Origin of the sequence: Kitasatospora sp. NPDC101235 (genome assembly GCF_044767505.1) — a bacterium.
In the GTDB taxonomy this organism is placed as follows: Bacteria; Actinomycetota; Actinomycetes; order Streptomycetales; family Streptomycetaceae; genus Kitasatospora.
Map to the genome: position 1 here is coordinate 109,104 of NZ_JBIWNZ010000016.1, position 22,043 is coordinate 131,146.

A 22,043-nucleotide genomic window follows, 5' to 3' on the forward strand; every position below is an offset into this window, starting at 1 on the left:
ACGCCTGCGCAGCGACGCCCGAAGGCGGAGGCGCAAGGGCGATAGCCGCGCCTGCCAGCGACGCTGCAACCCAGGGTCGAAGATTCATCCGATGACCTCCATGGGCGGCGGACGCAGGCATCCGCCTGCTGTGCGACACAGCCGAGTGCCAGAAGAAGTTAAGAGGAGTCGGCTCATCACATCGCGAACATCCTCGGGGAGCCGCACCCTTGTCACTCAGCCGCAGGAGTTTCGTGCCCTGCCTGACCAGGGCGGCGTGGTTCGGACACCCGGCCGGTGCCGGTGCGTCGGCCCGCCGCGGATTCGGCTCCGGGACCGCCTGCGCAGGTTCGTCGATCCGCCGCACCACCTGCCCGGGCCGGGCGATCCGAGGCCGGATCCGGAGCCGCCGGGTTCCGGGTGGGTGCTCATGGATGATCCGCGCGTCGAATGTCCGGATCCCATTCCGTGACGCCGGGCGTGCCCGATCGAAATCCCGCCGGCGGCCCGCGGAAGGAGACCGGGAATCGGGTTGGCGGTGGTGTCCGACCGGCATTGACGGAATCGGGATCTCAGGCCTGTAGTCGGTGCGACGGGCTTTCCCCTGAAGGCGTTCGATCGGGCCGGCCGGCTGTGAAATCGATTATTCGGGAGGTTGTCGGAGGCCAGTGCTTGACTGGGTGAAGGAGCTGGGCTTAGCCTCTCGCGAGCCGGTCGGTAAGGGGGGCCGACCATGGGGGCAGTTGTCATGAATGCGGCCAAGCCGGGCCGGGCTTCGGCGTCCCCCGGGCGGATGGCGGTGGCCGGGGCGCGGTGCAGGGCCTCGGGCGGGCTCGTCGGCGCGATGGTGGACCTCTCGGTCAGGGGCTGTGTGCCCGGTCCCGTCGTGCCGGCCGGAGGAGTCGACCGGACCGGTCCGCGCCGAGGTTCCGAACGTGATTCAAATTTCAACGTTTCGCCGATGGCCGAAACCAGTTCGTCCCCAACCCGCGCCAAGGCTCAGGGGATGCTCAAGTAGCAGTATCTACTTGACAGTGAGTTGATCATATCGTGAGATGAAGTGAACTCCTCGGGGGGGCTTGCGTCATGATCGGGGGCCGGGATGAATGAGCTTGTCAATGCGGGACGCCTGCGAGAGTTGAGCTGGGGATGCGCGACGTGGCGCACTCTCGCGACTGCCGATAATCGCGAGAACGGCAGTTTCCGTCCCGGGCGTTGGGTCGACGACATACGCGAGGTCGTCGGCGCGCCGGTGTTATCGCGACGAGTCTCGCTCGGCTGGCCCGAAATTCAACCGGATGGACCGGGAAGCTGGGATGCCGCGGCCCTGAGCCGGTGCGACCGCGCTCTCGACGAGCTTCTGGAGCGCGGATTCAAGCCGTGCGTGAACCTGTCGCACATGGATCTGCCCGCCTGGCTCGACGATCAGCAGGGCTGGCTGGTCCGGGACAGTGTGTTCCGCTTCGCCGACTACGCCGCCGAGATCGGCCGGCGGTTCGGGGACCGGGTCGAGCGCTGGGTCACCATCAACGACATCGCGGCCCCGACGCTGGCCGACCGGGTGGCGGGGATGTTCGACGTCACCCGGGGCCGTGGCCGGTCCGGACTGGTGACCGTTCATCACGCCCTGTTGGCCCACGCCCTGGCCAGGGAGGCCCTGAGGGCGGCCGGCGCCCACGGGCCGGCCGGACTGACCACCTCACTCGTGGTGGGGTACCCCGCCACGGACGACCCGTGGGACCGGCTCGCTGCCGAGCGGCTCGAACTCTGGGGGAACGGCATCTTCCTCGACCCCCTGCTGCTCGGACGGCACATGGTCTCGGACGAGGGGGAGTGCCCCGTCGAGCAGACGGGTTGTGTGCGCCCCGGGGACCTGGAAGCCATTGCCGCCCGACAGGACTTCGTCGGCCTCTCGTGGCACGCCCCGCACTGTGTCACGGCGACGGAGAACCTTCCCGGGATGGCGGAGAAGCTGGAGCCCTTCCACGCACTGGCGGAACTCAACCGCCTGCTGGCCCGACTCGACTTCGCCATGGTGCCGTTCCCGGACGTCGAGTCCACGTCGTACGGCTGGTCGATCGTGCCGGAGGCGCTCGCGGACGGACTGGCCGCGCTGGACGGGATGTACGGGGACCTGCTCCCGCCGCTGTACATCACCGACCACGGCCTGCAGGACCAGGAGATCCTGGGCCCCGACGGCGCGCCCGATGCCGCCCGCCGCCGGAGCCTGCTGGCCGCGAAGCTGTCCTGGCTCGCCCGCAGCATGGAGAGCGGGATGGACATCAAGGGCTACGAGTACTGGTCGGTCTTCGACAACCTGGACTTCAAGCAGCGCTACTCCAGGCTGTACTCGGTGGCGGACGGCGGGGGCGGGGTGCACCCCAGGCCCGAGGTCCCGGAGTCGTGGCCCAGGAGGTTCGAAGCCGTCGGCCGGCGATGTCCCAAGGGCTTCGCCCTTGACGTCAGCCCAGCAGTGTCCGACCGCCTTCCAGCATGAGCGTGGCGCCGGTGAGGTAGCGCATGTCGTCCGAGGCGAGGGCGACCACGGCCCGGCCGATGTCGTCCACCGGGTCTCCCAGCCGTCCGAGGGGGATCTCCGAGACCACCTTGTCGTGGGCCTCCGGGTGCGCTTCGAAGTACGCGGCCGCGCCGGGGCTGAGGGCCACCGGGCAGATCGCGTTCACCCGGATGCCGTAACGGCCCCACTCCCGGGACGCGACCCTGGTCAGTCCGCGGATCGCTTCCTTCGCCATCGCGTAGGAGGCGAAGCCCTCCTGGCCGACCAGGGCGGCCGAGGAGGCCAGGTTGACGATGCTCCCGCCGCGCTCGCGCAGCGGGGCGAGCGCGGCCTGCATCGTGTGGAAGGCGCCCAGTGGCCCGCTCCGGTAGGCGAGTTCGACGTCCTCCAGGCTGGTCTCGGCGAGCGGGCGTTGGACCAGCGACTGGGCGTTGTTGACGAGGACGTCCAGGCGGCCGAAGGTGGCGACGGCCTGCTCGACCCAGCCGTCCACGTCCGCGCGCACGCCGACGTCACCCGTCACGGCGTGGCCGCGTCCGCCGCGCTCCTCGATCTCGGTCACCACCGCGTCGAGGGTGGCCCCGGTCCGTCCGGTCACCACGACGTGGGCGCCCTCGGCGGCGAGCGCCAGGGCGATGCCCCGTCCGATGCCCTGGCCGCCGCCGGTGACCAGGGCCGTCCTGCCTGCCAAGCGCGGTCCGTCGTTCATCAGCTCGTGCTCCTGTCTCCGGGGCGGGCGTCGATGGGCTCATCGACGCCGGTGGGCTCGTCGCCGGGTGCGGCGGCGGTGGCCGGATCCGCGGCCCAGAAGGGCTCCCAGCTGGGGAACGCCTCGGGGAGGTCGGGCCGGCCCGCCTGGCTCCAGGCGGTGTAGTCGACGTCCTGCGGGCGGTCCGGGACGTCCGCCGAGTACCAGTGCCGTTCGCGGCGGCGCGAGAAGTACCACCGGCCGTCGAGCCGGACGTAGTCGTCGAAGTAGCAGATGGACATGGTGATCCAGCGGTCCCCGACCTCGTGCTCGGCCCGGCAGTAGACCGCTCCGCGGGCCCGGTCGGAGGAGACCGGCTCGATCCGGTGGCCGGTGATGTGGTGCACCGACCGCCGGAAGGTGCGGGCCAGTGGCTCGATCCGGCTGCGCAGCACTTCCCGCCCGGTGCCCGCCCGGCCCATGTCGACGTCCGGGCGGAAGCACGTCAGCCAGGCGTCCAGGTCGCGGGCGTCGATCGCCTGGGCGTAGCGGACGGCCAGCTGCTGGATCTCCAGCTGGGCCTCGACGCGTTCGAGGCGCGCCAGGACCTCTTCCGTCGCCATGACCGTCCTCCCTCGCGACCCTGGCTCCCATCCGAGCCTAACATCTAATATAGTTAACTCATTGCGCTTATTCAACGACCATGAAGTCGGGAGGACCGCTATGCCCGACCGGAGATACTTCGACCGTGGGGCCGAGACCGTGCCGCGGGAGGAGCTGCTGGCCCACCAGGAGCAGCGCGTTCTCGAACTGGTTTCCCGTGCCTACGAGTTCTCCTCGTTCTACCGGGAGCTCTGGGACGCCCACGGGGTCCATCCGCGCCGGATCAGGACCATCGAGGACTTCCGCCGGCGTATCCCGTTCATCACGAAGGACCAGGTGCGCAGCCACCGGGCGCGCACCGGCGACCCCTTCGGCGGCCTGCTCTGCGTGGATCGGGCCGACCTCACCTCGGTCACCTCGAGCTCGGGGACGACCGGTGTGCCGAGCTTCTTCGCCGAGGTCTGGGACGAGTGCCCGCCCCTTCCCGCGGGCACCGTCCGCGACCTCTGGGAGCTCGGTCTGCGGCCCGGTGACCGGGTGCTGAGCCAGCCGGGGACGATCCGCAACCTGCTGGACTTCTCCTACCACGCCCTCGGGCTGACGGTCATCTGCATCGACTCGGGCCCCGGCCGGATGGCCGACGTCCTCGACGCCGTGCGCCGCCACCGGCCCGCCTACATCCAGCTGACCTACGCGCAGGTGGTCGAGCTGAGCCACCTGGCCGGCGAGCACGACCTCAGGGAGGTGTTCTCCTGCCTCAAGGGCGTGGCGTTCGCCGGCCTGCCGCTGAGCCCGCGGATGCGTCGGACGGTGCGGGAGGACTGGGGCATCGAGCTGTTCGAGTACACCAGTGCCGCCGACACCGGTACGGCCTGGGAGTGCCGGGAGCACGCCGGCTTCCACCTGTGGGAGGACATGGTCCTGGCCGAGTGCCTGGAGCCGGACGGCGACGAGGAGGTCGCGGCGGGCGAGATCGGGGAGCTGGTGGCCACCGACCTCGACAACCCGGTGTCGCCGCTGATCCGCTACCGGAGCGAGGACCTGGTGCGGATGGACCGCAGCCGGTGCGGGTGCGGGCGCACCCACAGCCGGATGCGGGTGGTGGGCCGCCGCGGGGACGAGACCCTGGTGCGCGGACGCCCGGTGACGCTGCACGACATCGGCCGGGCGGTCGAGGCCCAGCCGGAGTCCGCGGGCGGGATGTTCCAGATCGTGCGCCCGCAGCGGGACGTCGAGACGCTCGTCGTGCGGGTCGGCTACGTGCCGGTCGCGGACACCCGGGAATCGGATCTCCACGACCGGCTGGTGGCCGGCATCCACGCACACACGGGAGTCACGCCGGTGCTCGAACTGCGGACAGAGGAAGAGCTGATGGCCGCGTCCAGCGGCGTGGGCAAACTGACGCGAGTGGTGAGGTCATGACGGTACGGAGCGGAACGCTGGAGCTGGCCCGCGAGCTGGAACGGCCGGAGACGGCGTACCTCGCGAGCTTCACGGCCAACGGGGTCACGGAGGACTTCGAGGTCGGCTGGGACGACCTCGCCCAGGACACCGACTGGGCCAGGGAACGCCTGGGCGCCTGGGGCCTCGGCCGGGGCAAGCGCGTGGTGCTGTCCTTCTCGGGGCACGAGGGGGCCTGGTTCCTCCCGGTCATCGGCGCGCTGAAGCAGCTCGGTGTCACCTATGCGGTGGCCGAGACCTTCGGCCAGGACTGGCGCCGGACGCTGGTGTTCCAGCGCGAGCTCCAGCCGGACGCGGTGCTGGGGATCACCGCCGACACCGTCCGGGCGCTGGCCGAGCAGGAGGACCTGGCGGAGCTGTTCGGGGCGACCCCGATCGTGCTGGGGCGCCTGGACGCGGCGCCGGAGCTCCGGGCGGCGGGGGTCGCCACCGGCGTACTGGCGCCCTTCGGGCCGACCCTGCTGGTGGAGTGCCCCACCAACCCGGGAGCCCACCTGAACGGGGCCCAGTGGTGGGTCGGCGCCCGCCGGGGCCGCCTCTACCTGTCGTCCAGGCCCGTTCGGAGGTGCTCGCTCCCCGAAACGGGCCTGGGCCTCTACGGCACCGTGCTCACCGACCGGTGCGGCTGCGGCAGCGACGACCCCAGGGTGCTGGTCAGGCCGAGGCTTCCGCTCGATCAGGACTGAAGCACGGCAGGGTGATGTCATCGGTCAGCGGCTGGAAGTGCACCGCGACCCGCATCCCGATCGTCACCTCGTCCGCCGGGAGCCCGACCACGTGGCTGAGCATCGTGACCCCCTCGTCCAGTTCGATCACGGCGAGCGCGTACGGTGCCTCGAAGCCGGGGCCGGGCGCCCGGTGGACCGCCGTCACCGAGTACACCGTGCCGCGGCCCGCGCTGCGCTCGTACGTCCAGGTGCCGGACCAGCAGTGCGGGCAGGCCGGCTCGGGCGTGAAGAACCGCAGCCCGCACGCGGAGCAGCGGGGCAGTACCAGCTCGCCGCGGCGGGCGGCCTCCCAGAAGGGCCGGGACAGCGAGCTGGGCAACGGAACCGGTCGGGTCATCGGCAAGCCCTTCCAAGGACGCACATCTCGTAGTGCTGGGCACCGGACCCCGCGTTAGCGACGACGGCCAGCTCGGTGCCCGGCACCTGGTTCACGGCGGTGCCGCGCAGCTGGCGCACCGCCTCGATCACGCGGAGGGTCAGCTGCTGCGTGCCGTTCCACGCGTAGGACAGGCATCCGCCGTCCGGATTGACCGGGTGGCTGCCGTCCGGGGTGATCGCACCGCCGGCGGCCAGCGGCCCTCCCTCGCCCTCCGCGCACAGGCCCAGCGTCTCCAACTGCCGTATCACCTCGAAGGAGTTCGAGTCGTAGAGCGAGAACACACCGATGTCCCGGGCGCAGACGCCCGCCCGGGCGTAGCTGCGCTCGGCGGCCGCCCGCCCGATCTGCCCGACCTCCCGGTAGAGCGCGGGGTTGACGTACGCCGCCTGCCGGTACTCCATCGATCCGGCCAGGACGGCCACCGGCGAGTGCGGCAGGTCCACGGCCCGCTCGGCGGTGGTCACGACGAAGGCGGCGCCGCCCTCGCCCACGATGCAGCAGTCGAGCAGGCGCAGCGGTGCGGAGATCATCCGGGAGGCCAGGACGGACTCGGCGGTGTAGGGGCCGCGGCCGTACATCATGGCCTCGGGGTTCTTCGAGCCGTTGTTCCGGATGACCGCCGCCACCTCCGCCAGCTGGCGCGGCGTGGTCCCGAACTCGTGCATGTGGCGTGCGGCAACGAGCGCGAACTGCGGGACGACGTAGGCGCCCCACACGTCGGTGAACTCCAGCGGGCGCCCGGCACCGACCGGGTTGTTGTCCGGCCCCCGGGAGACCAGCCGGCAGCCGCCCACCACCACGGTGTCCGCGTAGCCGGCCCGGACGGCCGCGGACGCCTTGAGCAGCCCGCGGACACCGGCGTTGTCCATCATGGCGTCGCTGGTCCAGCGGAGCTCACCGCCGAACAGCCGGGCCCAGGAGCTGCCGTCGTCGGCGGCCCCGCCGGGGCCCGGCCAGTCGAGCTGGGCCCCGTCGACGTCGGCGGGCGTCAGACCCGCGTCGGCGACGGCCTGCCGGGCGGCCTCCAGGGCGAGGTCGGCCGCGGTGCGGTGGGGCAGGGACAGTGCCTGTTCCGTGGCGTGGACCCCGACGATGACGGGTTGCCTGGGGTCCATGTCACCGCCCCGGCCCGAGCGTGGTCGCCCCGGGGTAGCCGCCGCCGCCGAAGCGGGCGTCGAGGGCCTCGTAGTCGGTGGCCCCGGAGCCGGTCCGCGGCAGGGCCTCGACGAACTCGACGCTCTTCGGCTTCTTGTAGGAGGCGATGCGGGTGCGGCAGAACTCGATGATGTCCTGCTCGTCCGCCGAGCCGGCCTCGGCCAGCGCCACGACCGCCTTGACGTCCTGGGACCAGCGCTTGTTCGGCACCCCGATCACCGCGGCCTCGCGCACCGCCGGGTGCTGCGCGAGGCAGTTCTCCACCTCGGCCGGGAAGATGTTCTCCGCAGCGGACTTGAGCATCCGGGTGGTCGTGCCGAGGAAGGTGATCGTGCCGTCCTCCTCGCGCCGGCCGAGGTCCGTGGTGTGCCACCAGCCGGACCGGAAGCGGTGCGCGTTGACCTCGGGCCGGTTCCAGTAGCCGAGGTGGACGACGGCGCCGCGGGCGCAGATCTCACCGGCCTCGCCGGGCGGGCACTCACGGCCGTCGGCGTCCAGGACGCGGATCGACAGCCAGGGCCCCGGGCGGCCGGCGTTGCCGGTGCCGGGGCCGCCGTGTGCACCGGTGACCGCGAAGCCGGACAGCTCGGTCTGCCCGTACCCGCGGCCCTCGGCGCCGCCGCAGCGCGCGAAGCGGCTGTGGTCCGGCGTGGCCATGCCCTCCCAGAGGTGCGGGGCGACGGTCGCCCGGAGCCGGCCGAGGTCGTGGCCGGCGACCCGGTTGAGCGCCACGATCTCCACCACGGTGGGCGGCATCAGGAAGGCGTGGGTGCACTCCTCGGCGACCAGGACGGACAGCACCTCGGCCGCGTCGACGCGGCGCACGACCACGTTGGTGCCGCCCTGGAGGAGCGTGGGCAGGCCCCAGAACTGGTAGTTGCCGATGTGGAACATCGGTCCGGTGTTCAGGAAGGTGCAGGTGCGGTCGATGTCGCCGAGCCAGGAGGCGGTGGACGCCATGCTGAGCAGGTTGGTGTGCGAGAGCATCGAGCCGCACTGCCGTCCGTCGATCGCGGCGGTGTAGAGCACCAGCAGGGCCGAGTCCGCGTCGACGGGCCGCTCGGGCCGCCCGGGGGCGCCGGCGGCCAGGAACCGCTCGTAGCCGTCCGGTCCGTCGTCGTCGTGCCGCAGCCAGCGGGCGGTGTCCGCGTCGCCCAGCTCGGCCCGGGCGAGGGCCACGGTCTCCCCGATCTCCTGCTGCTGCCAGACGACCACCCGCGGGTCGAAGTCGCGCAGTGCGAAGGCCATCTCCGGGGGTGCCCACCGCCAGTAGCCGACGCACAGCACGGCGCCCAGGCGGCCCGCCGCGATCAGCAGCTCGTAGATCCGGAAGGAGTTCTGGCCGAGCCACATGATCCGGTCGCCGGGGCCGACTCCCGCACCGGCCAGGGCGTCCGCCAACCGGTCCACCCGGTCGTCGAGTTCGGCCCAGGTGAGCCGGTACCGGCCGTCCACCAGGGCGGTGCGGTCGGGGTGGGAGCGGCGGTGCTCGCGCAGGACGTCGCCGATGGTCGGGTGGTGCACGGGGTTCACGTCAGCTGCTTTCATCGGTGGGTCAGGCGTCCTGCCGCTTCGGCACCGAGAACAGCTTCTCGAAGTTGTCCCGGATGATGAGGTCGCGGACCTCCTCGTCGACGCCGTCGAAGAGTTCGGTCAGCACCTCCTGGGTCCGTGGGAAGGTGCCCTCCAGGTGCGGGTAGTCGCTGCCCCACAGCACGTTGGTGTAGTTCATGGCGGTGACGGCGCCGATCGCGGTCCCGTCGTGCTGGAACGAGGCGTAGACCTGGCGGCGGACGAGTTCGCTCGGCAGCATGGAGAGCTTGGGGCGCACGAACATGCCGTGCTGCCGGTACGCCTCGTCCATCCGGTCGGCGAGCGCCGGGACCCAGGCGCAGCCGGCCTCGGCGATGAGGACCCGCAGGTCGGGGTGGCGGTCCAGGACGCCCGAGGCCGCGAGCTGGGTGACGGCCCGCTGGGCGGGGAAGAGCGTCTCCACGTAGTTCGCGATCGCGCCGCCGGGGCCCCGGGTCACGACGGTGTCGGCGCCGGTGCCGATGTGGATGCTCACGGTGATCCGGGCCTCCGCGGCCGCGGCCCAGAACGGCTCCCACACCTCCTTGTTGAACTCCCGGCCGGGCGGGGGAGTCGCAGCCAGGAAGACCGTCTGGTACCCCAGGCCGGCGGCCCGGTGGAGTTCCGAGACGGCGTCGTCGGTGTCCAGCATGGACACCATGGCCGCGCCGACCAGGCGGGGCGAGAGGGAGAGGAAGTCCGACTTCAGCCAGTCGTTGTACACCTTGATGCACTCGTGGGCCAGGACCGGATCGGTCATCACCGCCGTCCACAGGCCGCGGGAGGGGAAGACGACCTCGCCCCAGATGCCCTGCTCGTCCAGGTCGCGCAGGCGGATCCGGTGGTCGAGGGCGCCCGGCGGGCGCATGGCATCGGCGAAGTCGAGCGGGTCGCGCCGTACGACCTGGCCGTCGACGTACACCGTCTCCCTGCCGTCCTTGCGCTCGCTGCGCGGTGCGCGGGGGCGGAGCGCGGCGGGCAGCGAGCGTTCCCACAGGTCGTCGGGCTCCAGCACGTGCGAGTCGGCCGAGTTGACCCAGAGCTTCTGCATTCGGTCTCCTGGTTGTCGGTGCGGGCCGGGAGCCGGCCCCGGTGTTCAGTCGAAGGTCACGACGGTGTCGGCGAGCACGGCGGCGTCGTCGCGGTCGGCCGCGGTGGCCAGTACCTGGACCCGGCCGTGGTCGGCCCACATCCGGATCCGCATGGTCTCGCCGGGGAGGAAGATCCCGGCGAAGCGGGCGCGGTAGCTGCGGACCCGGGTGGCGTCGCCCGCCAGCAGGGTGTCCACCACCGCCTTGAGGACCAGGCCGTAGGAGCAGAGCCCGTGGAGGATCGGGCGCTCGAACCCGGCCGCCCGGGCGAACCGCGGGTCGGCGTGCAGCGGGTTGAAGTCGCCGGAGAGCCGGTAGAGCAGCGCCTGGTCCGGGCGGGTGGCGCGGTCGACGGTGTGGTCGGGTTCCCGGCTCGGAACGGCGCGGCGCCGGTCGGGGCCGGGGGAGCCGCCGAAGCCGCCCTCGCCACGGACGTGGGCACTGGCCTCCGCCGTCCACAGCGGTCCGTCCTCGTCGGCCACCTCGGAGCGCAGGACGATGACGGCGGCCCGGCCGCGGTCGAGCACCTCGGCGACGCGGGTGGTCTGAACGGCCTTGCCACGTACCGGGATCGGCCGGTGGAGCGCGATGTGCTGCTCCGCGTGCAGCACCGTCGCCGGGTCGACGTCGATGCCGGGCACGGCCAGCCCGCCGCCGGCCGCCTGGCCGCCGCCGGCGACGGTGGCGAAGGCGGGGAGCACCTGGAGGCGGCTCTCCAGGGTGTAGCGCAGCTCGGCGTCGTCGGTGGCGGCCCCGCCCGCCCCGATCCCGAGGTGGTAGAGCAGGACGTCCCGGTGGTCCCACTCCAGGGTGGCCCGGCGGGCGGGTGCGGCCACGGCGGCCGCTGGGTCGATGGGCATGCGGTCTCCTCGGGTCAGCCGGCCAGCAGCGGGATGAGGCAGAGCAGGATGTCGGCGCCCATGACCAGCGAGAGGCTGCGCTTGCGCATGGCCGACTCGTGCGGCAGGTTCTGGTCGGAGATGTGCCGGAGCAGCCCGAACTTGTCGATCAGGAAGGCACTGCAGGCCAGCACGCCGAGGACGGCCCAGCCCGCGCCGTACTGCCACAGGCCGGCACCGAGCAGGGCGAGGGCGACCGCGGTCCAGACGCAGGCCACCACGAGGGCGTGGCGGGCGCCGTGCCGCACCGCGGGGGTGCGGTCCCCGGCCACCGCGTCGCCGATCATGTCGGGGATGGACCACCAGAGCGAGCGTCCGAAGAGCAGGACCCCGAGGCCCAGGAAGAACAGCCAGGCGGAGAGCGTGATGTCCCCGCGGGCCGCCGGATAGGTGGACACGCAGGGCAGGAAGGCGAACGTCGCGCCGAAGTACGCGGGGTTGGCGTAGCTGCGCCGCTTCAGCCGGATCGGTTCGATGTTGTACGCCAGGTGCAGCAGGAGGGCCAGCAGGACGCCGACCGCGATGAGCGGCCGGCCGAGCCAGACGGCGACCCAGGTGGACAGGCCCAGCGCGGTCACCATCTCCACGGCCGCGCAGGTCAGTCCGACCGCGGGGCTGAGCCGTCGGGTGGCACCGGCGATGCTTTCCTTCCCGGCGGTGTGGGTGTCCCCCATGATGTCGAGCGCGGCGTTGAGCGGGTTCTGCGAGATGATCCCGATGATGTTGGCGACCAGGGTGATCAGCACGGGCGCCGAGAGCAGGTCCGCCGGCTCGGCGACCGCCAGGCTGGCTCCCCACAGGACGTGGCAGACGTAGATGATGGGGAACGGGTACTCCAGGCGGTGGATGCGCCAGAGGTCCCGGGCGTAGCTGCTCGGTTGCCGGGTCTGTTCCGTCACGACGGACATGCGGTCACCACCATTCGTAGGTCTTCGCCAGGGCCCATCGCCGGTCCGCGCAGGTGCGGCACACCGGTCTCGGGGTTGACGCACTTCAGTTCGCGCCGGCGGAGGACGGCCGCGACGATCATCCGCATTTCCAGCATCGCCAGGTCCGCGCCGAGGCAGCGGCGGGTCCCGCCGCCGAAGGGGAGGTACTCCTGGGCGGACATCCGGCGGTCGAGGAACCGCTGCGGATCGAACCGCTCGGGCTCCGGATAGACGTCCGGCTGCTGGTGCGCGAGGTAGATGCACGGCGTGAGCCGGGTGCCGGCGGGCATCTGCTCGCCGTGGATCTCCCGGTCCTCCTGGAGCACGCGGTTGCCCGCGACCACGGCGGGCGGGGAGATGCGCAGGGCCTCCCGGCAGGCGGCGTCGAGCAGCGGGACGTCCTCCGCCACCGAGCCGTCGCCCGAGGTCGCCGCCAGCTCGTCCAGCACGTCCCGCCGGACGGAGTCGTTGCGCTCCAGCCAGAACAGCGCCCAGGCGATCGAGGAGGCGGTGGTCTCGTGCCCGGCGAAGAGCAGGGAGACGATCTGGTCCCGCAGCTCGGTGTCGGACACCGAGCCGAGCGGTTCCCCGCCGGCCCGCAGCAGGTCGACCAGCGAGGTCGGTTCACCCTCCGGCGCCGCGGCCCCGGTCCGGCCGGTCACCGGGCAGACCAGTTCCTTGTCGAGGTCGGCGCGTCGGCGCTGGAAGGTGCGCCAGGGCGAGGGCACGGACGCGGGCAGCCGCAGGTACCGGTAGGCCAGGGTGCGGCCGCGCGAGCCGAGCGTTCCCTCCACCCAGGTGGTGAAGCGGGACAGCAGGCCCTCGTCGACCTTGCCGAGGATGATCTGGCTGACGATCCCCAGGGTCAACCGGCGGGTCCACTCGGAGATCGGTACGACCGTCCCGGGGGCGAGTTCGTCGATCGCGGCCTGGGTGGCGGCGGTGATGATGCCCTCGTAGCTGCGCAGGTGGCGGCCGCGCAGCCGCGGTCCGATGACCTGGCGGTAGGCCGCGTGGCGCGGACCGTTGGCGAAGAGCAGCGACTGCTCCCCGACCAGCGGGCCGAGGGTGTCGCTGCCCTCCAGGACCATGTCCCTGTCGCCGCGGAAGATCTGGCCGATCGTCTCGGGCTTCCACACCAGCAGCGCGCGGTTCGGGGCGGAGCTCAGCTCGACCGAACCGGACGGGTCGTTCCTGCGGGCGTTGAGGAAGGAGAGCGTCCGGAAGGCGAAGCGGTACTTGTCGCCACGGCTCATCGGGCGTCCCGCAGATCGACGGGCAGCCGCCGGCCGAGGGCCAGCGCCGCCAGTCGGGCAGCCCTGATCACCGTGACGGGGGCGTAGATGTCCTTGTCGTGCCAGAGCCCGGGGTAGGACTGCGGATCGTCGTGGGCGAGCAGCGTGGCGCAGCCGCGGGCCGCCGCCCGGGCCGTCGCCCGGGCGAGGTCCTCCCGCCCGCCGGTGAGCGCGTCGGTGCGCAGCAGGACCTGGACCATGTAGGCGGTCTCCTCGGTGGTCCCGGTCCAGCGCCCCCAGGAGCCGTCCCGGCGCTGCGTCTCCAGCGCCCAGTCGACCGACCGGCGGACCGCGTCGGCCGTCCCGGGCCCGCCGAAGTGGGCCAGCGCCAGGGCGCAGCACGCCGTCGCGTAGGAGGGGGAGGCGTGCCACTTGTCGATCCAGCTCCCGTCCGGCAGCTGGGTCTCCAGCAGCCAGGCGGTGATCATCCGGATCGCAGCCCCGTACCGGCCGGCGTCCTGCGGGTGCTGGGCGACGTGGTAGCCGAGCGCCTCCAGGATGTGGGCGTTGGTGCTGGTCGAGGGCGTGCGCTCGGTGCCGAAGCAGGCGAAGTAGCCGTCCCGCTGGAAGTGCATGAGCGCGTCCGGGCGCCGGCCGCGACCGTGCTGGGCCAGCGCGAAGAGGGCGGCGGCGGTGTCGTCCGAGTCCACCGGCAGGCCCGCGGCGGCAGGGATGCCCTCCTCGGTGAGTCCGGACTCCAGGCTGTCGAGCATCACGGCCGGGGCCTGGTACTCCAGCCCGGACACGGCGAAGGAGTTGAGCACCCACGCGTGCTCGAAGTAGGTGATCGGGGTGATCGAGGGCACCGGCCCGCCGAACCGCTCCTGGACGGACCGCAGGTACTCCACGGCCTCGGCGTCGCGCTGCCCGGTGCCGGCCAGCCAGGCGGCGGTGGCGGCGGGGGAGCAGCCGACCGAGCCGTTGTGCGGCTTGACGCGGGTGTGGCACTCCAGCCCCATCGCCTCCAGGGTGTGCCACAGCTTCGACGAGAGCGGCGTCTCCCGGACGATCTCGCGGACCGCGGTCAGCAGCGTGGGGTCCAGCTCGGAGGACCGTGAGGACAGGGTGACGCCCGCCCAGGCGGCCAGCTTGCCCGGGGCGTCGGCGGGGAGCCGGGCGAGCCGGGTGTTGATGTCCTCCAGGAGGGCGGGTGCCACGAACTCGACGCCGATGGTGTCCGGCACCTCCAGCTGCTCGCCCATGGCGAACTGGTCCCGGAGGAACGCCAGCCCCCGCGCGACGGCGTCGGTCGTGGCGTCGTCGCCGTCCGTCGTGGCGCGGGCGAACTCGGCCAGCAGGGCCTCCACCGCGCTCAGCGTGGGGACCACGGCGTAGCCGTCGGGGGCTCCCCAGCCGCCGTCCGGCTGCTGCTCGGTGAGCAGGTAGTCGAGGCGGGCGCGGTGGCCGTCCAGCCAGGGCGCCAGGGAGACGAGTCGGGCCGTGTCGTACACCGAGGGGGCCACCAGGCCCGACGTGTCTGCGGCCGCTGCGGCGAGCAACTCCGCGGCCTCGGTGTCGAAGGCGGTGGTCATGGTCTGTGCGTCGGCTGCGGACACTGCTCTCCCCGGCTCGGGCGGCCGCCCGACCGGCGGCCGCTCACGATACAAGTGAATCATTTATATGATCCAACCTAGCGTGCTAATCTCGCAACTGTCGCCGCCTGGAGTTGTCGGGGCCGGCCTGGAGAGAACAGGGGAATCAGGTATGGCAGTTCAGTTCCGCTACACCCCGACCGAGGCAGGGTGGGGAGCCATCGTCGACCTCGACCTGAGCAAGCCGTTCGACTCCGCCCAGCAGGCCGCGCTCCTCGAACTCTTCCGGACCCAGCACCTGCTGGTCTTCCGGAACCAGGACTTCACGATGGACGACCAGATCCGGCTGATGGACGGCCTCGGACCGGTGCTCCACGAGCAGGGCTCCGGCATCGGCTACGTCTCCAACGTCAAGGAGGGCGCGGCCCTCGGAACGAGCGAGCTGTCCTTCCACTCCGACATCGCGCACTGCCCCGAGCCGCTCCAGGCGGTCTCCCTCTTCGGCGAGCGGGTGGACGGCGAGGTGACCTCGACCCGGTTCGTCAGCACCCCCCGCGCCCACCGCCGGCTGCCGGAGTCGCTCCGGGCCCGGATCGCCGACCTGACCTGCGACAACGCCATGCCGGCCAGCATGGAGGGGCGCAACATGGACCTGGACGTCCCGGAGCAGTCGCCGCGGGCGACCCACCGGGTGGTCTGGAGCCACCCGGTCACCGGCGAGCGCGGGCTGCTCGTCAACGAGAACCAGACGACCCGGATCGACGGCCTGTCGGAGGAGGAGAGCCGCGGGCTGCTCGTCGAGCTCTTCGACCTCATGTACCGGTCGGACGAGGTGTACGAGCACCGCTGGCAGCAGGGCGACCTCGTCATCTGGCACAACCTGGCCGTCCAGCACGCGCGGGGTGACCTCGGCGGTGACGGCGAGCGGACCCTGCGGCGGGTCGCCCTCGGCGAGAAGGGCTTCTGGGAGCAGTGCCCGACCCTTCGCTACGAGGACTTCGCCAACCACGAGGACACGAAGGTCTGAGGGGGACGAATTCGGTGCAGGCTGAAACTGTCAAGACCCGGGACGACTGTGCTGAGCTGGTGAATCGCAGCGCGGTGCGGGCCACCGGCATGGTGACGCCCGCATTGCGGGGTGCCGTGGACACCTTCGACGAAACGATCCGGCCCATCGTCGCGTACCACTTCGGCTGGGCCGACGTGCTCGGGCGTCCGACCGCCGACAACGGCGGCAAGATGATCCGGGCCGCGCTGTCCATCCTCTGCGGAGAAGCCTGCGGAGGGACGCCGGCGGACCTCGTTCCGGGTGCGGCGGCCGTCGAACTGGTCCACAACTTCTCGCTGTTGCACGACGACGTGATGGACCGGGACGTGGAGCGCCGAGGCCGGCCCACCGTGTGGACGCAGTTCGGCGTCCCGGCCGCGATCCTGGCGGGGGACATCCTGCTCGCCCGGGCCTGCGGGATGTTCGACGAGTCGACCGAGCGGCACGCGTGGGCCACCAAGGTGCTGATCGCGACGGTCAACGAGCTGGCCGCCGGCCAGATGGCCGACCTCGCACTCGAGAGCCAGACCACGGCCCTGCTGTCCCAGCCGCTGACCGTGGCCGCCCAGAAGACCGGAGCGCTGCTGCGCTGCTCCTGCGAGCTGGGCGCCGGTCTGGCCGGTGCGCCCGCCGAGGTCTCGGACCGGTTCGCGGCGTTCGGCTCCCACCTGGGGCTGGCGTTCCAGCTGGTCGACGACATCCTCGGCGTCTGGGGCGACCCGGCGGTGACCGGCAAGCCGGTCAAGTCCGACCTCCGGAACCGGAAGAAGAGCATCCCCGTCGTGGCCGCGCTCAACGACGGCGGCCCGGACTCGGAGGAGTTGGCCACGCTCTACGCCAAGCCCGAGGCACTGACGGAGACCGAGATCGAGCGGGCGGCCGTGCTGGTGGAGTCGGCCGGCGGCCGCGCCTGGACGGAGGAGGAGATCCGTCGCCAGCAGCGTCTGGCGATCGAGCAGCTCGACGCCCTGGACCTGCTGGAGGAGCACCGGGAGCCGCTGGTCGCGGTGGCCGACTACATCTCCCTCCGGAACCGCTGATGGCGGCCCTGATCGCACGAGCCGTCACCCGCCCGCTCTCGCCGGACGTGCGACCCGGCGAGGTGGTGCTGGCGGACCGGGTGTACCAGCCCGGAGGGCCGGTCGGAGCGCAGCCGTACGGCATGCTGCTGGGAGCGCTGCGGGCCCGCGGGATCACCGTCCACACGGGCGCGGTCGCGGCCGGCGGCGAGGTCCCGGCCGGGGCGCAGGCGCCGCTGGTGACGGTGGTCGAGCCGTCCGGGGGCCTGCCGCCGGCGGCCCTGTCGGGCAGCGGCACCGACGCGCTGCTCTGCGTGGTCACCGAGGACGGCGACGGTGCTTCGGCCGTCCGCCGGTCCGTCGAGGACGCGGTCGACCGGGTCCTGTCCGACTGGGCGGCGCTGCAACGGCCGCGCGAGGTGTCGCTCGCGGCTCCGCGCTCCTTCTGCGCCGGTGTCGACCGCGCCATCGAGATCGTGGAGCGGGCCCTGGACCGCCACGGTGCCCCGGTGTACGTCCGCAAGCAGATCGTGCACAACCAGCACGTGGTGGAGGGCCTCGCCCGGCGCGGCGCGGTGTTCGTCGAGGAACTCGACGAGGTGCCCGCCGGTGCGGTGGTGGTCTTCTCCGCCCACGGGGTGTCGCCGGCCGTCCGCGAGGCGGCCGAGCGGCACGAGCTGCGGGTGATCGACGCCACCTGCCCGCTGGTGACCAAGGTGCACACCGAGGCCCGGCGGTTCGCCGGCCGCGGCGACACGGTGGTCCTGATCGGCCACGCCGGGCACGAGGAGGTCGAGGGCACCCTCGGGGAGGCCCCGGACAGCATGGTGCTGGTGCAGTCCCCGGACGAGGTGGCCGAGCTGGAGGTCGAGGACCCGGCCGCGGTGTCCTACCTGATGCAGACCACCTTGGCGATGTCCGAGGCCTCGGCCGTCGTGTCGGCCCTCGCGGACCGCTTCCCCTCCGTCAAGGCACCGTCCTCGGAGGACATCTGCTACGCCTCCACCAACCGGCAGAACGCGGTCGCGACGATCGCCGCGCGCAGTGATCTCGTGCTGGTGGTCGGCTCGGCCAACTCCTCCAACTCGGTGCGGCTGGTCGAGCTCTCGGAGCGGGCCGGCACACCGGCCCGGCTGGTCGACGACGCCTCCCAGGTGTCCCTCGACTGGCTGCATGACCGGGCCCGGATCGGCATCACCGCCGGGGCCTCGGCCCCTGACGAGCTCGTGCAGGAGATCGTCGGCAACCTGTCGGCGCTCGGGCCCGTCACGGTCACCGAGCACCGGGTGGCAACGGAAAACGTGACCTTCCAGCTCCCCAAGGAGCTGCGGGGCACCTCGACGAACTTGGAGACACGGTGACCGTGGTGGACAGTGCCGCTTCTTCGCTGCCGACCCGTCGGGCCACGCGGCAGCTGATGGTCGGGCGGGTCGGGGTGGGCAGCGAGCATCCCGTCTCGGTCCAGTCGATGACGACGACGCTGACCTCGGACGTCAACGCGACCCTCCAGCAGATCGCCGAACTCACCGCCGCCGGCTGCGACATCGTCCGGGTGGCGTGCCCCAGCCAGGACGACGCGGACGCGCTGCCGGAGATCGCCCGCAAGTCCAAGCTGCCGGTGATCGCCGACATCCACTTCCAGCCCCGGTACGTGTTCGCCGCGATCGAGGCGGGCTGCGCCGCCGTCCGGGTCAATCCGGGCAACATCAAGGCCTTCGACGACAAGGTCAAGGAGATCGCGCAGGCCGCGCGCGACCACGGGACGCCGATCCGGATCGGCGTGAACGCCGGCTCCCTGGACCCCCGGGTGCTCAAGAAGTACGGCAAGGCCACCCCCGAGGCGCTGGCGGAGTCGGCCCTGCGGGAGGCGGAGCTCTTCGCGGAGCACGACTTCCACGACTTCAAGATCTCGGTCAAGCACCACGACCCGGTGGTGATGGTCCGCGCCTACGAGCTGCTCGCCGAGGCGTGCGACTACCCGCTCCACCTCGGGGTCACCGAAGCGGGACCGGCGTTCCAGGGCACCGTCAAGTCCTCGGTGGCCTTCGGCGCCCTCCTGCACCAGGGCATCGGCGACACCATCAGGGTCTCGCTGTCCGCGCCTCCGGTCGAGGAGGTCAAGGTCGGCATCCAGATCCTGCAGTCCCTGGGGTTGCGCCGGCGCCGGCTGGAGATCGTCTCCTGCCCGTCGTGCGGCCGCGCCCAGGTGGACGTGTACCGGCTGGCCGATCAGGTGAGTGCCGGCCTGGAGGGGCTCACGGTGCCGCTGCGGGTCGCGGTCATGGGATGCGTGGTGAACGGGCCGGGCGAGGCGCGGGAAGCCGACCTGGGCGTCGCCTCGGGCAACGGCAAGGGGCAGATCTTCGTGCGGGGCAAGGTCGTCAAGACCGTGCCCGAGTCGAAGATCGTCGAAACCCTGATCGAGGAGGCGCTGCTGCTGGCCGAGGAGATGGGGGACGAGGATGAAGCTGGCTGACCTGGCCGGCCCCGCCGACATCCACGGCCTGACGGCCCATCAACTGCGGGAGCTCTGCGCGGAGATCCGCGGCTTCCTGGTGGAGTCGGTGGCCAAGCTGGGCGGTCACCTCGGCCCCAACCTCGGCGTCGTCGAGCTGACCGTCGCGATGCACCGGGTCTTCGAATCGCCCGAGGACGTCCTGCTCTACGACACCGGCCACCAGGCCTACGTCCACAAGCTGCTGACCGGCCGGATGAAGTCCTTCGACACCCTGCGGCAGGAGGGCGGGCTGTCCGGCTACCCGGACCGGCGCGAGTCCGAGCACGACGTCATCGAGAACTCGCACGCCTCGACCGCCCTCGGCTACGCCGACGGCATCGCCAAGGGCTTCCAGCTGCGTGGCACCGCCCACCGCCGGGTGGTGGCCCTGGTGGGCGACGGTTCGCTGACCGGCGGCATGTGCTGGGAGGCGCTGAACAACATCGGGGCCGCCCCGGACCGGCCGGTGGTCATCGTGCTCAACGACAACGGCCGCTCCTACGCCCCGACCGTCGGCGCGCTGGCCGAGCACCTGGCCCGGCTCCGGGGCGGGGACGCCGGGGACCGGGCGACGGCCCCGCTGTTCGAGAGCCTCGGCATCGCCTACCTCGGGCCGGTGGACGGGCACGACCTGGAGCAGGTGGAGGCCGCGCTGCGCGAGGCCGCCGCCCTGAACCGCCCGGTGGTCGTGCACTGCCTGACCGAGAAGGGACGCGGCTACCACCCGGCGGCCTCGGACGAGGGCGACCGCTGGCACGCCATCGGGACCTTCGATCCCGCGACCGGTGACCCGGCCCCCGCCTCCGGCCGGACCTGGACCGAGGCCTTCGGCGACGAGATCGTCCGACTCGGCCGGGAGCGGCCCGAGTTGGTGGCGATCACGGCGGCGATGCTGGAGCCGGTCGGGTTCGGCGGGTTCGCCCGGGCGTTCCCCGACCGGATCTTCGACGTGGGGATCAGCGAGCAGCACGCGGTGGTCTCCGCCGCGGGTCTCGCCCACGCCGGGCTGCGTCCGGTGGTCGCGGTCTACTCCACCTTCCTGAACCGGGCGTTCGACCAGGTCCTGATGGACGTGGCGCTGCACCGGCTCCCGGTGGTGTTCGTCCTCGACCGGGCCGGCGTCACCGGTCCCGACGGGCCGAGCCACCACGGCATCTGGGACGTGTCCTGGCTCGCCACCGTGCCGGGCCTGGAGGTGGCGGCGCCCCGTGACGCCGGTGAACTGGCGGCACTGCTGCGGGAGGCGCTCGACCGTACCGACGGGCCGGTCGTGCTGCGCTTCCCCAAGGAGCAGGTGGCGCCCCCGGTCCCGGCCGTCGGCCGGATCGGGCGGATGGACCTGCTGCGCAGTGCCGAGGGCGCGCGGGTGCTGCTGGTCTCGGGCGGGCCGCTGGCGGAGAACTGCCTGGCCGCCGCCGACCGGCTCACCGCCCTCGGCGTCCCCACCGCCGTGGTCGACCCCCGCCGGCCGGTGCCGCTGCCCGCGGAGCTGCCGGCCCTGGCGGCCGGCCACGAACTGGTGGTGTCGGTCGAGGACAACGCGGTGACCGGGGGCCTGGGCGAGCGACTGGGCAGTGCCCTGGCCGCGACGGGCGCCCGGACGGTCGTGCGGACCGTCGCCCTGCCCACCGGGTTCCTGCCGCACGGGTCGCGCCGCGCGATCCTGCGCCGGCACGGATTCGACCCCGAGGCCCTGACCGAAAGCGTTCTCTCCTGGCTGTCACAAGAAGCCGGACAGTGATCCCGGGTAACCCCTGCGGACACCTTCGCCACGGCGCCGGTCACCACGTCTGACGCCGGCTCGAAAGGGAGCTGTTGCCATGCCCTCAAACATCTCGTTCGCTCGTCAGCTGCGGCTGCAGCGCCTGTACCGACACGTCGACCGCAGGCTGATGATCGTCCCGCTCGACCACTCGATCACGGACGGCCCGATCACGGGCGGCCGCCGGGTCGACGGGCTCGTCGGCCAGTTGGCGTCCAACGGGGTGGACGCGACCATCGTCCACAAGGGAACCCTCCGGTACATCGATCCCGCCTGGTTCTCGCGGATGTCGCTGATCGTGCACCTCAGCGCCAGCACCATGCACGCGCCCGACCCGAACGCGAAGTACCTGGTGGCCAGCGTGGAGGAGGCGATCCGGCTGGGCGCCGACGCCGTCAGCGTGCACGTCAACCTCGGCTCCGACGAGGAGAAGCAGCAGATCGCCGACCTCGCCTCGGTCGCCGACGCCTGCGACCGGTGGAACGTCCCGCTGCTCGCGATGATGTACCCGCGCGGTGCCGCGATCGAGGACCCTCGGGCGCCCGAACTGGTCGCCCACGCCGCCTCGTTGGCGGCCGACCTCGGGGCCGACATCGTGAAGACCCTCTACACCGGTTCGCCCGAGACCATGGCGGAGATCACCGACATGTGTCCGGTGCCGATCCTGGTCGTCGGCGGCCCCCGGCGGGACGACCTGAACGGGACGCTGGCCTACGTGAAGGAGGCCCTCGGCGCGGGCGTGGCGGGCGTCGCGATGGGCCGCAACGTGTTCCAGGCGACCGACCCGGGCGCCGTGGCCGGCGCCATCGCCGACCTGGTGCACGACGTCTCCCGCCCCTTCGGCCCGCCGACCGAACCGCGCGAGCTCTCGCTGCTGACGAACTGATC

Annotated in this window: 19 protein-coding genes; 9 read left to right on the top strand and 10 right to left on the bottom strand. The window is 72.2% G+C overall.

Annotation, left to right across the window (positions count from 1 at the left end):
* Positions 1–1,081 precede the first annotated feature (1,081 nt).
* Complete coding sequence (locus tag ACIRRH_RS25450) at positions 1,082–2,476, top strand: family 1 glycosylhydrolase (RefSeq protein WP_403071609.1); 1,395 nt, start codon at positions 1,082–1,084, stop codon at positions 2,474–2,476.
* Here ACIRRH_RS25450 and ACIRRH_RS25455 read toward each other — a convergent pair.
* Together ACIRRH_RS25455 and ACIRRH_RS25460 are read right to left on the bottom strand one after the other, a co-directional pair.
* Positions 2,442–3,206: an SDR family NAD(P)-dependent oxidoreductase gene (locus tag ACIRRH_RS25455; protein WP_403071612.1), complete on the bottom strand. Its 765-nt coding sequence runs from the start codon at positions 3,204–3,206 to the stop codon at positions 2,442–2,444. The genes ACIRRH_RS25450 and ACIRRH_RS25455 overlap by 35 nt on opposite strands.
* Entirely contained in the window at positions 3,206–3,808 is a 603-nt protein-coding gene (locus ACIRRH_RS25460; protein ID WP_403071615.1) for a nuclear transport factor 2 family protein, read from the bottom strand. Before ACIRRH_RS25460 ends, ACIRRH_RS25455 begins: the two co-directional genes overlap by 1 nt.
* A gap of 100 nt (positions 3,809–3,908) precedes the next feature.
* On the opposite strand from ACIRRH_RS25460, the gene ACIRRH_RS25465 reads away from it, so the two are divergent.
* On the top strand, positions 3,909–5,210 hold the full coding sequence (locus ACIRRH_RS25465) for a phenylacetate--CoA ligase family protein (protein ID WP_403071617.1): 1,302 nt from the start codon (positions 3,909–3,911) through the stop codon (positions 5,208–5,210).
* The gene (locus ACIRRH_RS25470) at positions 5,207–5,935 is read left to right on the top strand and encodes a hypothetical protein (RefSeq protein WP_403071620.1); all 729 of its coding nucleotides are present in this window, start codon (positions 5,207–5,209) and stop codon (positions 5,933–5,935) included. Before ACIRRH_RS25465 ends, ACIRRH_RS25470 begins: the two co-directional genes overlap by 4 nt.
* Here ACIRRH_RS25470 and ACIRRH_RS25475 read toward each other — a convergent pair.
* The 8 genes from ACIRRH_RS25475 to ACIRRH_RS25510 are packed head-to-tail and all read right to left on the bottom strand — an operon-like array spanning position 5,904 to position 14,853.
* A complete protein-coding gene (locus ACIRRH_RS25475; protein WP_403071623.1) occupies positions 5,904–6,314 on the bottom strand; it encodes a Zn-ribbon domain-containing OB-fold protein in 411 nt (136 codons plus the stop codon). The genes ACIRRH_RS25470 and ACIRRH_RS25475 overlap by 32 nt on opposite strands.
* The gene (locus tag ACIRRH_RS25480; RefSeq protein WP_403071626.1) at positions 6,311–7,471 is read right to left on the bottom strand and encodes a thiolase family protein; all 1,161 of its coding nucleotides are present in this window, start codon (positions 7,469–7,471) and stop codon (positions 6,311–6,313) included. Before ACIRRH_RS25480 ends, ACIRRH_RS25475 begins: the two co-directional genes overlap by 4 nt.
* 1 nt (position 7,472) lies before the next feature.
* A complete protein-coding gene (locus tag ACIRRH_RS25485; RefSeq protein ID WP_403071629.1) occupies positions 7,473–9,044 on the bottom strand; it encodes an AMP-binding protein in 1,572 nt (523 codons plus the stop codon).
* 22 nt (positions 9,045–9,066) lie between these two features.
* Positions 9,067–10,134 carry an amidohydrolase family protein gene (locus tag ACIRRH_RS25490; protein ID WP_403071631.1) on the bottom strand — a complete coding sequence of 356 codons (1,068 nt, stop codon included), beginning with the start codon at positions 10,132–10,134 and terminating at the stop codon, positions 9,067–9,069.
* 45 nt (positions 10,135–10,179) lie between these two features.
* Positions 10,180–11,034 (bottom strand): MaoC/PaaZ C-terminal domain-containing protein, encoded by an 855-nt coding sequence (locus ACIRRH_RS25495; protein WP_403071634.1) that lies wholly within the window; start codon positions 11,032–11,034, stop codon positions 10,180–10,182.
* Between the two features lie 14 nt (positions 11,035–11,048).
* Positions 11,049–11,981, bottom strand: coding sequence for a UbiA prenyltransferase family protein (locus ACIRRH_RS25500; protein ID WP_403071637.1), 933 nt, complete (start codon positions 11,979–11,981; stop codon positions 11,049–11,051).
* Positions 11,969–13,258 (bottom strand): cytochrome P450, encoded by a 1,290-nt coding sequence (locus ACIRRH_RS25505; RefSeq protein ID WP_403071640.1) that lies wholly within the window; start codon positions 13,256–13,258, stop codon positions 11,969–11,971. The genes ACIRRH_RS25500 and ACIRRH_RS25505 overlap by 13 nt, the downstream gene beginning before the upstream one ends.
* Positions 13,255–14,853 (bottom strand): prenyltransferase/squalene oxidase repeat-containing protein, encoded by a 1,599-nt coding sequence (locus ACIRRH_RS25510; RefSeq protein WP_403071643.1) that lies wholly within the window; start codon positions 14,851–14,853, stop codon positions 13,255–13,257. The genes ACIRRH_RS25505 and ACIRRH_RS25510 overlap by 4 nt, the downstream gene beginning before the upstream one ends.
* 148 nt (positions 14,854–15,001) lie before the next feature.
* On the opposite strand from ACIRRH_RS25510, the gene ACIRRH_RS25515 reads away from it, so the two are divergent.
* The 6 genes from ACIRRH_RS25515 (at position 15,002) to ACIRRH_RS25540 (ending at position 22,041) form a co-directional block, all read left to right on the top strand.
* The gene (locus tag ACIRRH_RS25515) at positions 15,002–15,856 is read left to right on the top strand and encodes a TauD/TfdA dioxygenase family protein (protein WP_403071646.1); all 855 of its coding nucleotides are present in this window, start codon (positions 15,002–15,004) and stop codon (positions 15,854–15,856) included.
* Positions 15,857–15,870: 14 nt separating this feature from the next.
* Complete coding sequence (locus ACIRRH_RS25520; protein WP_403071649.1) at positions 15,871–16,917, top strand: polyprenyl synthetase family protein; 1,047 nt, start codon at positions 15,871–15,873, stop codon at positions 16,915–16,917.
* Positions 16,917–18,257, top strand: coding sequence for a 4-hydroxy-3-methylbut-2-enyl diphosphate reductase (gene ispH / locus ACIRRH_RS25525; RefSeq protein WP_403071652.1), 1,341 nt, complete (start codon positions 16,917–16,919; stop codon positions 18,255–18,257). Before ACIRRH_RS25520 ends, ispH begins: the two co-directional genes overlap by 1 nt.
* Entirely contained in the window at positions 18,254–19,372 is a 1,119-nt protein-coding gene (gene ispG / locus ACIRRH_RS25530; protein ID WP_403071655.1) for a flavodoxin-dependent (E)-4-hydroxy-3-methylbut-2-enyl-diphosphate synthase, read from the top strand. The genes ispH and ispG overlap by 4 nt, the downstream gene beginning before the upstream one ends.
* Entirely contained in the window at positions 19,359–21,134 is a 1,776-nt protein-coding gene (locus ACIRRH_RS25535; protein WP_403071658.1) for a 1-deoxy-D-xylulose-5-phosphate synthase, read from the top strand. The genes ispG and ACIRRH_RS25535 overlap by 14 nt, the downstream gene beginning before the upstream one ends.
* Before the next feature lie 79 nt (positions 21,135–21,213).
* Positions 21,214–22,041 carry a 2-amino-3,7-dideoxy-D-threo-hept-6-ulosonate synthase gene (locus ACIRRH_RS25540; protein ID WP_403071661.1) on the top strand — a complete coding sequence of 276 codons (828 nt, stop codon included), beginning with the start codon at positions 21,214–21,216 and terminating at the stop codon, positions 22,039–22,041.
* Positions 22,042–22,043: the final 2 nt, after the last annotated feature.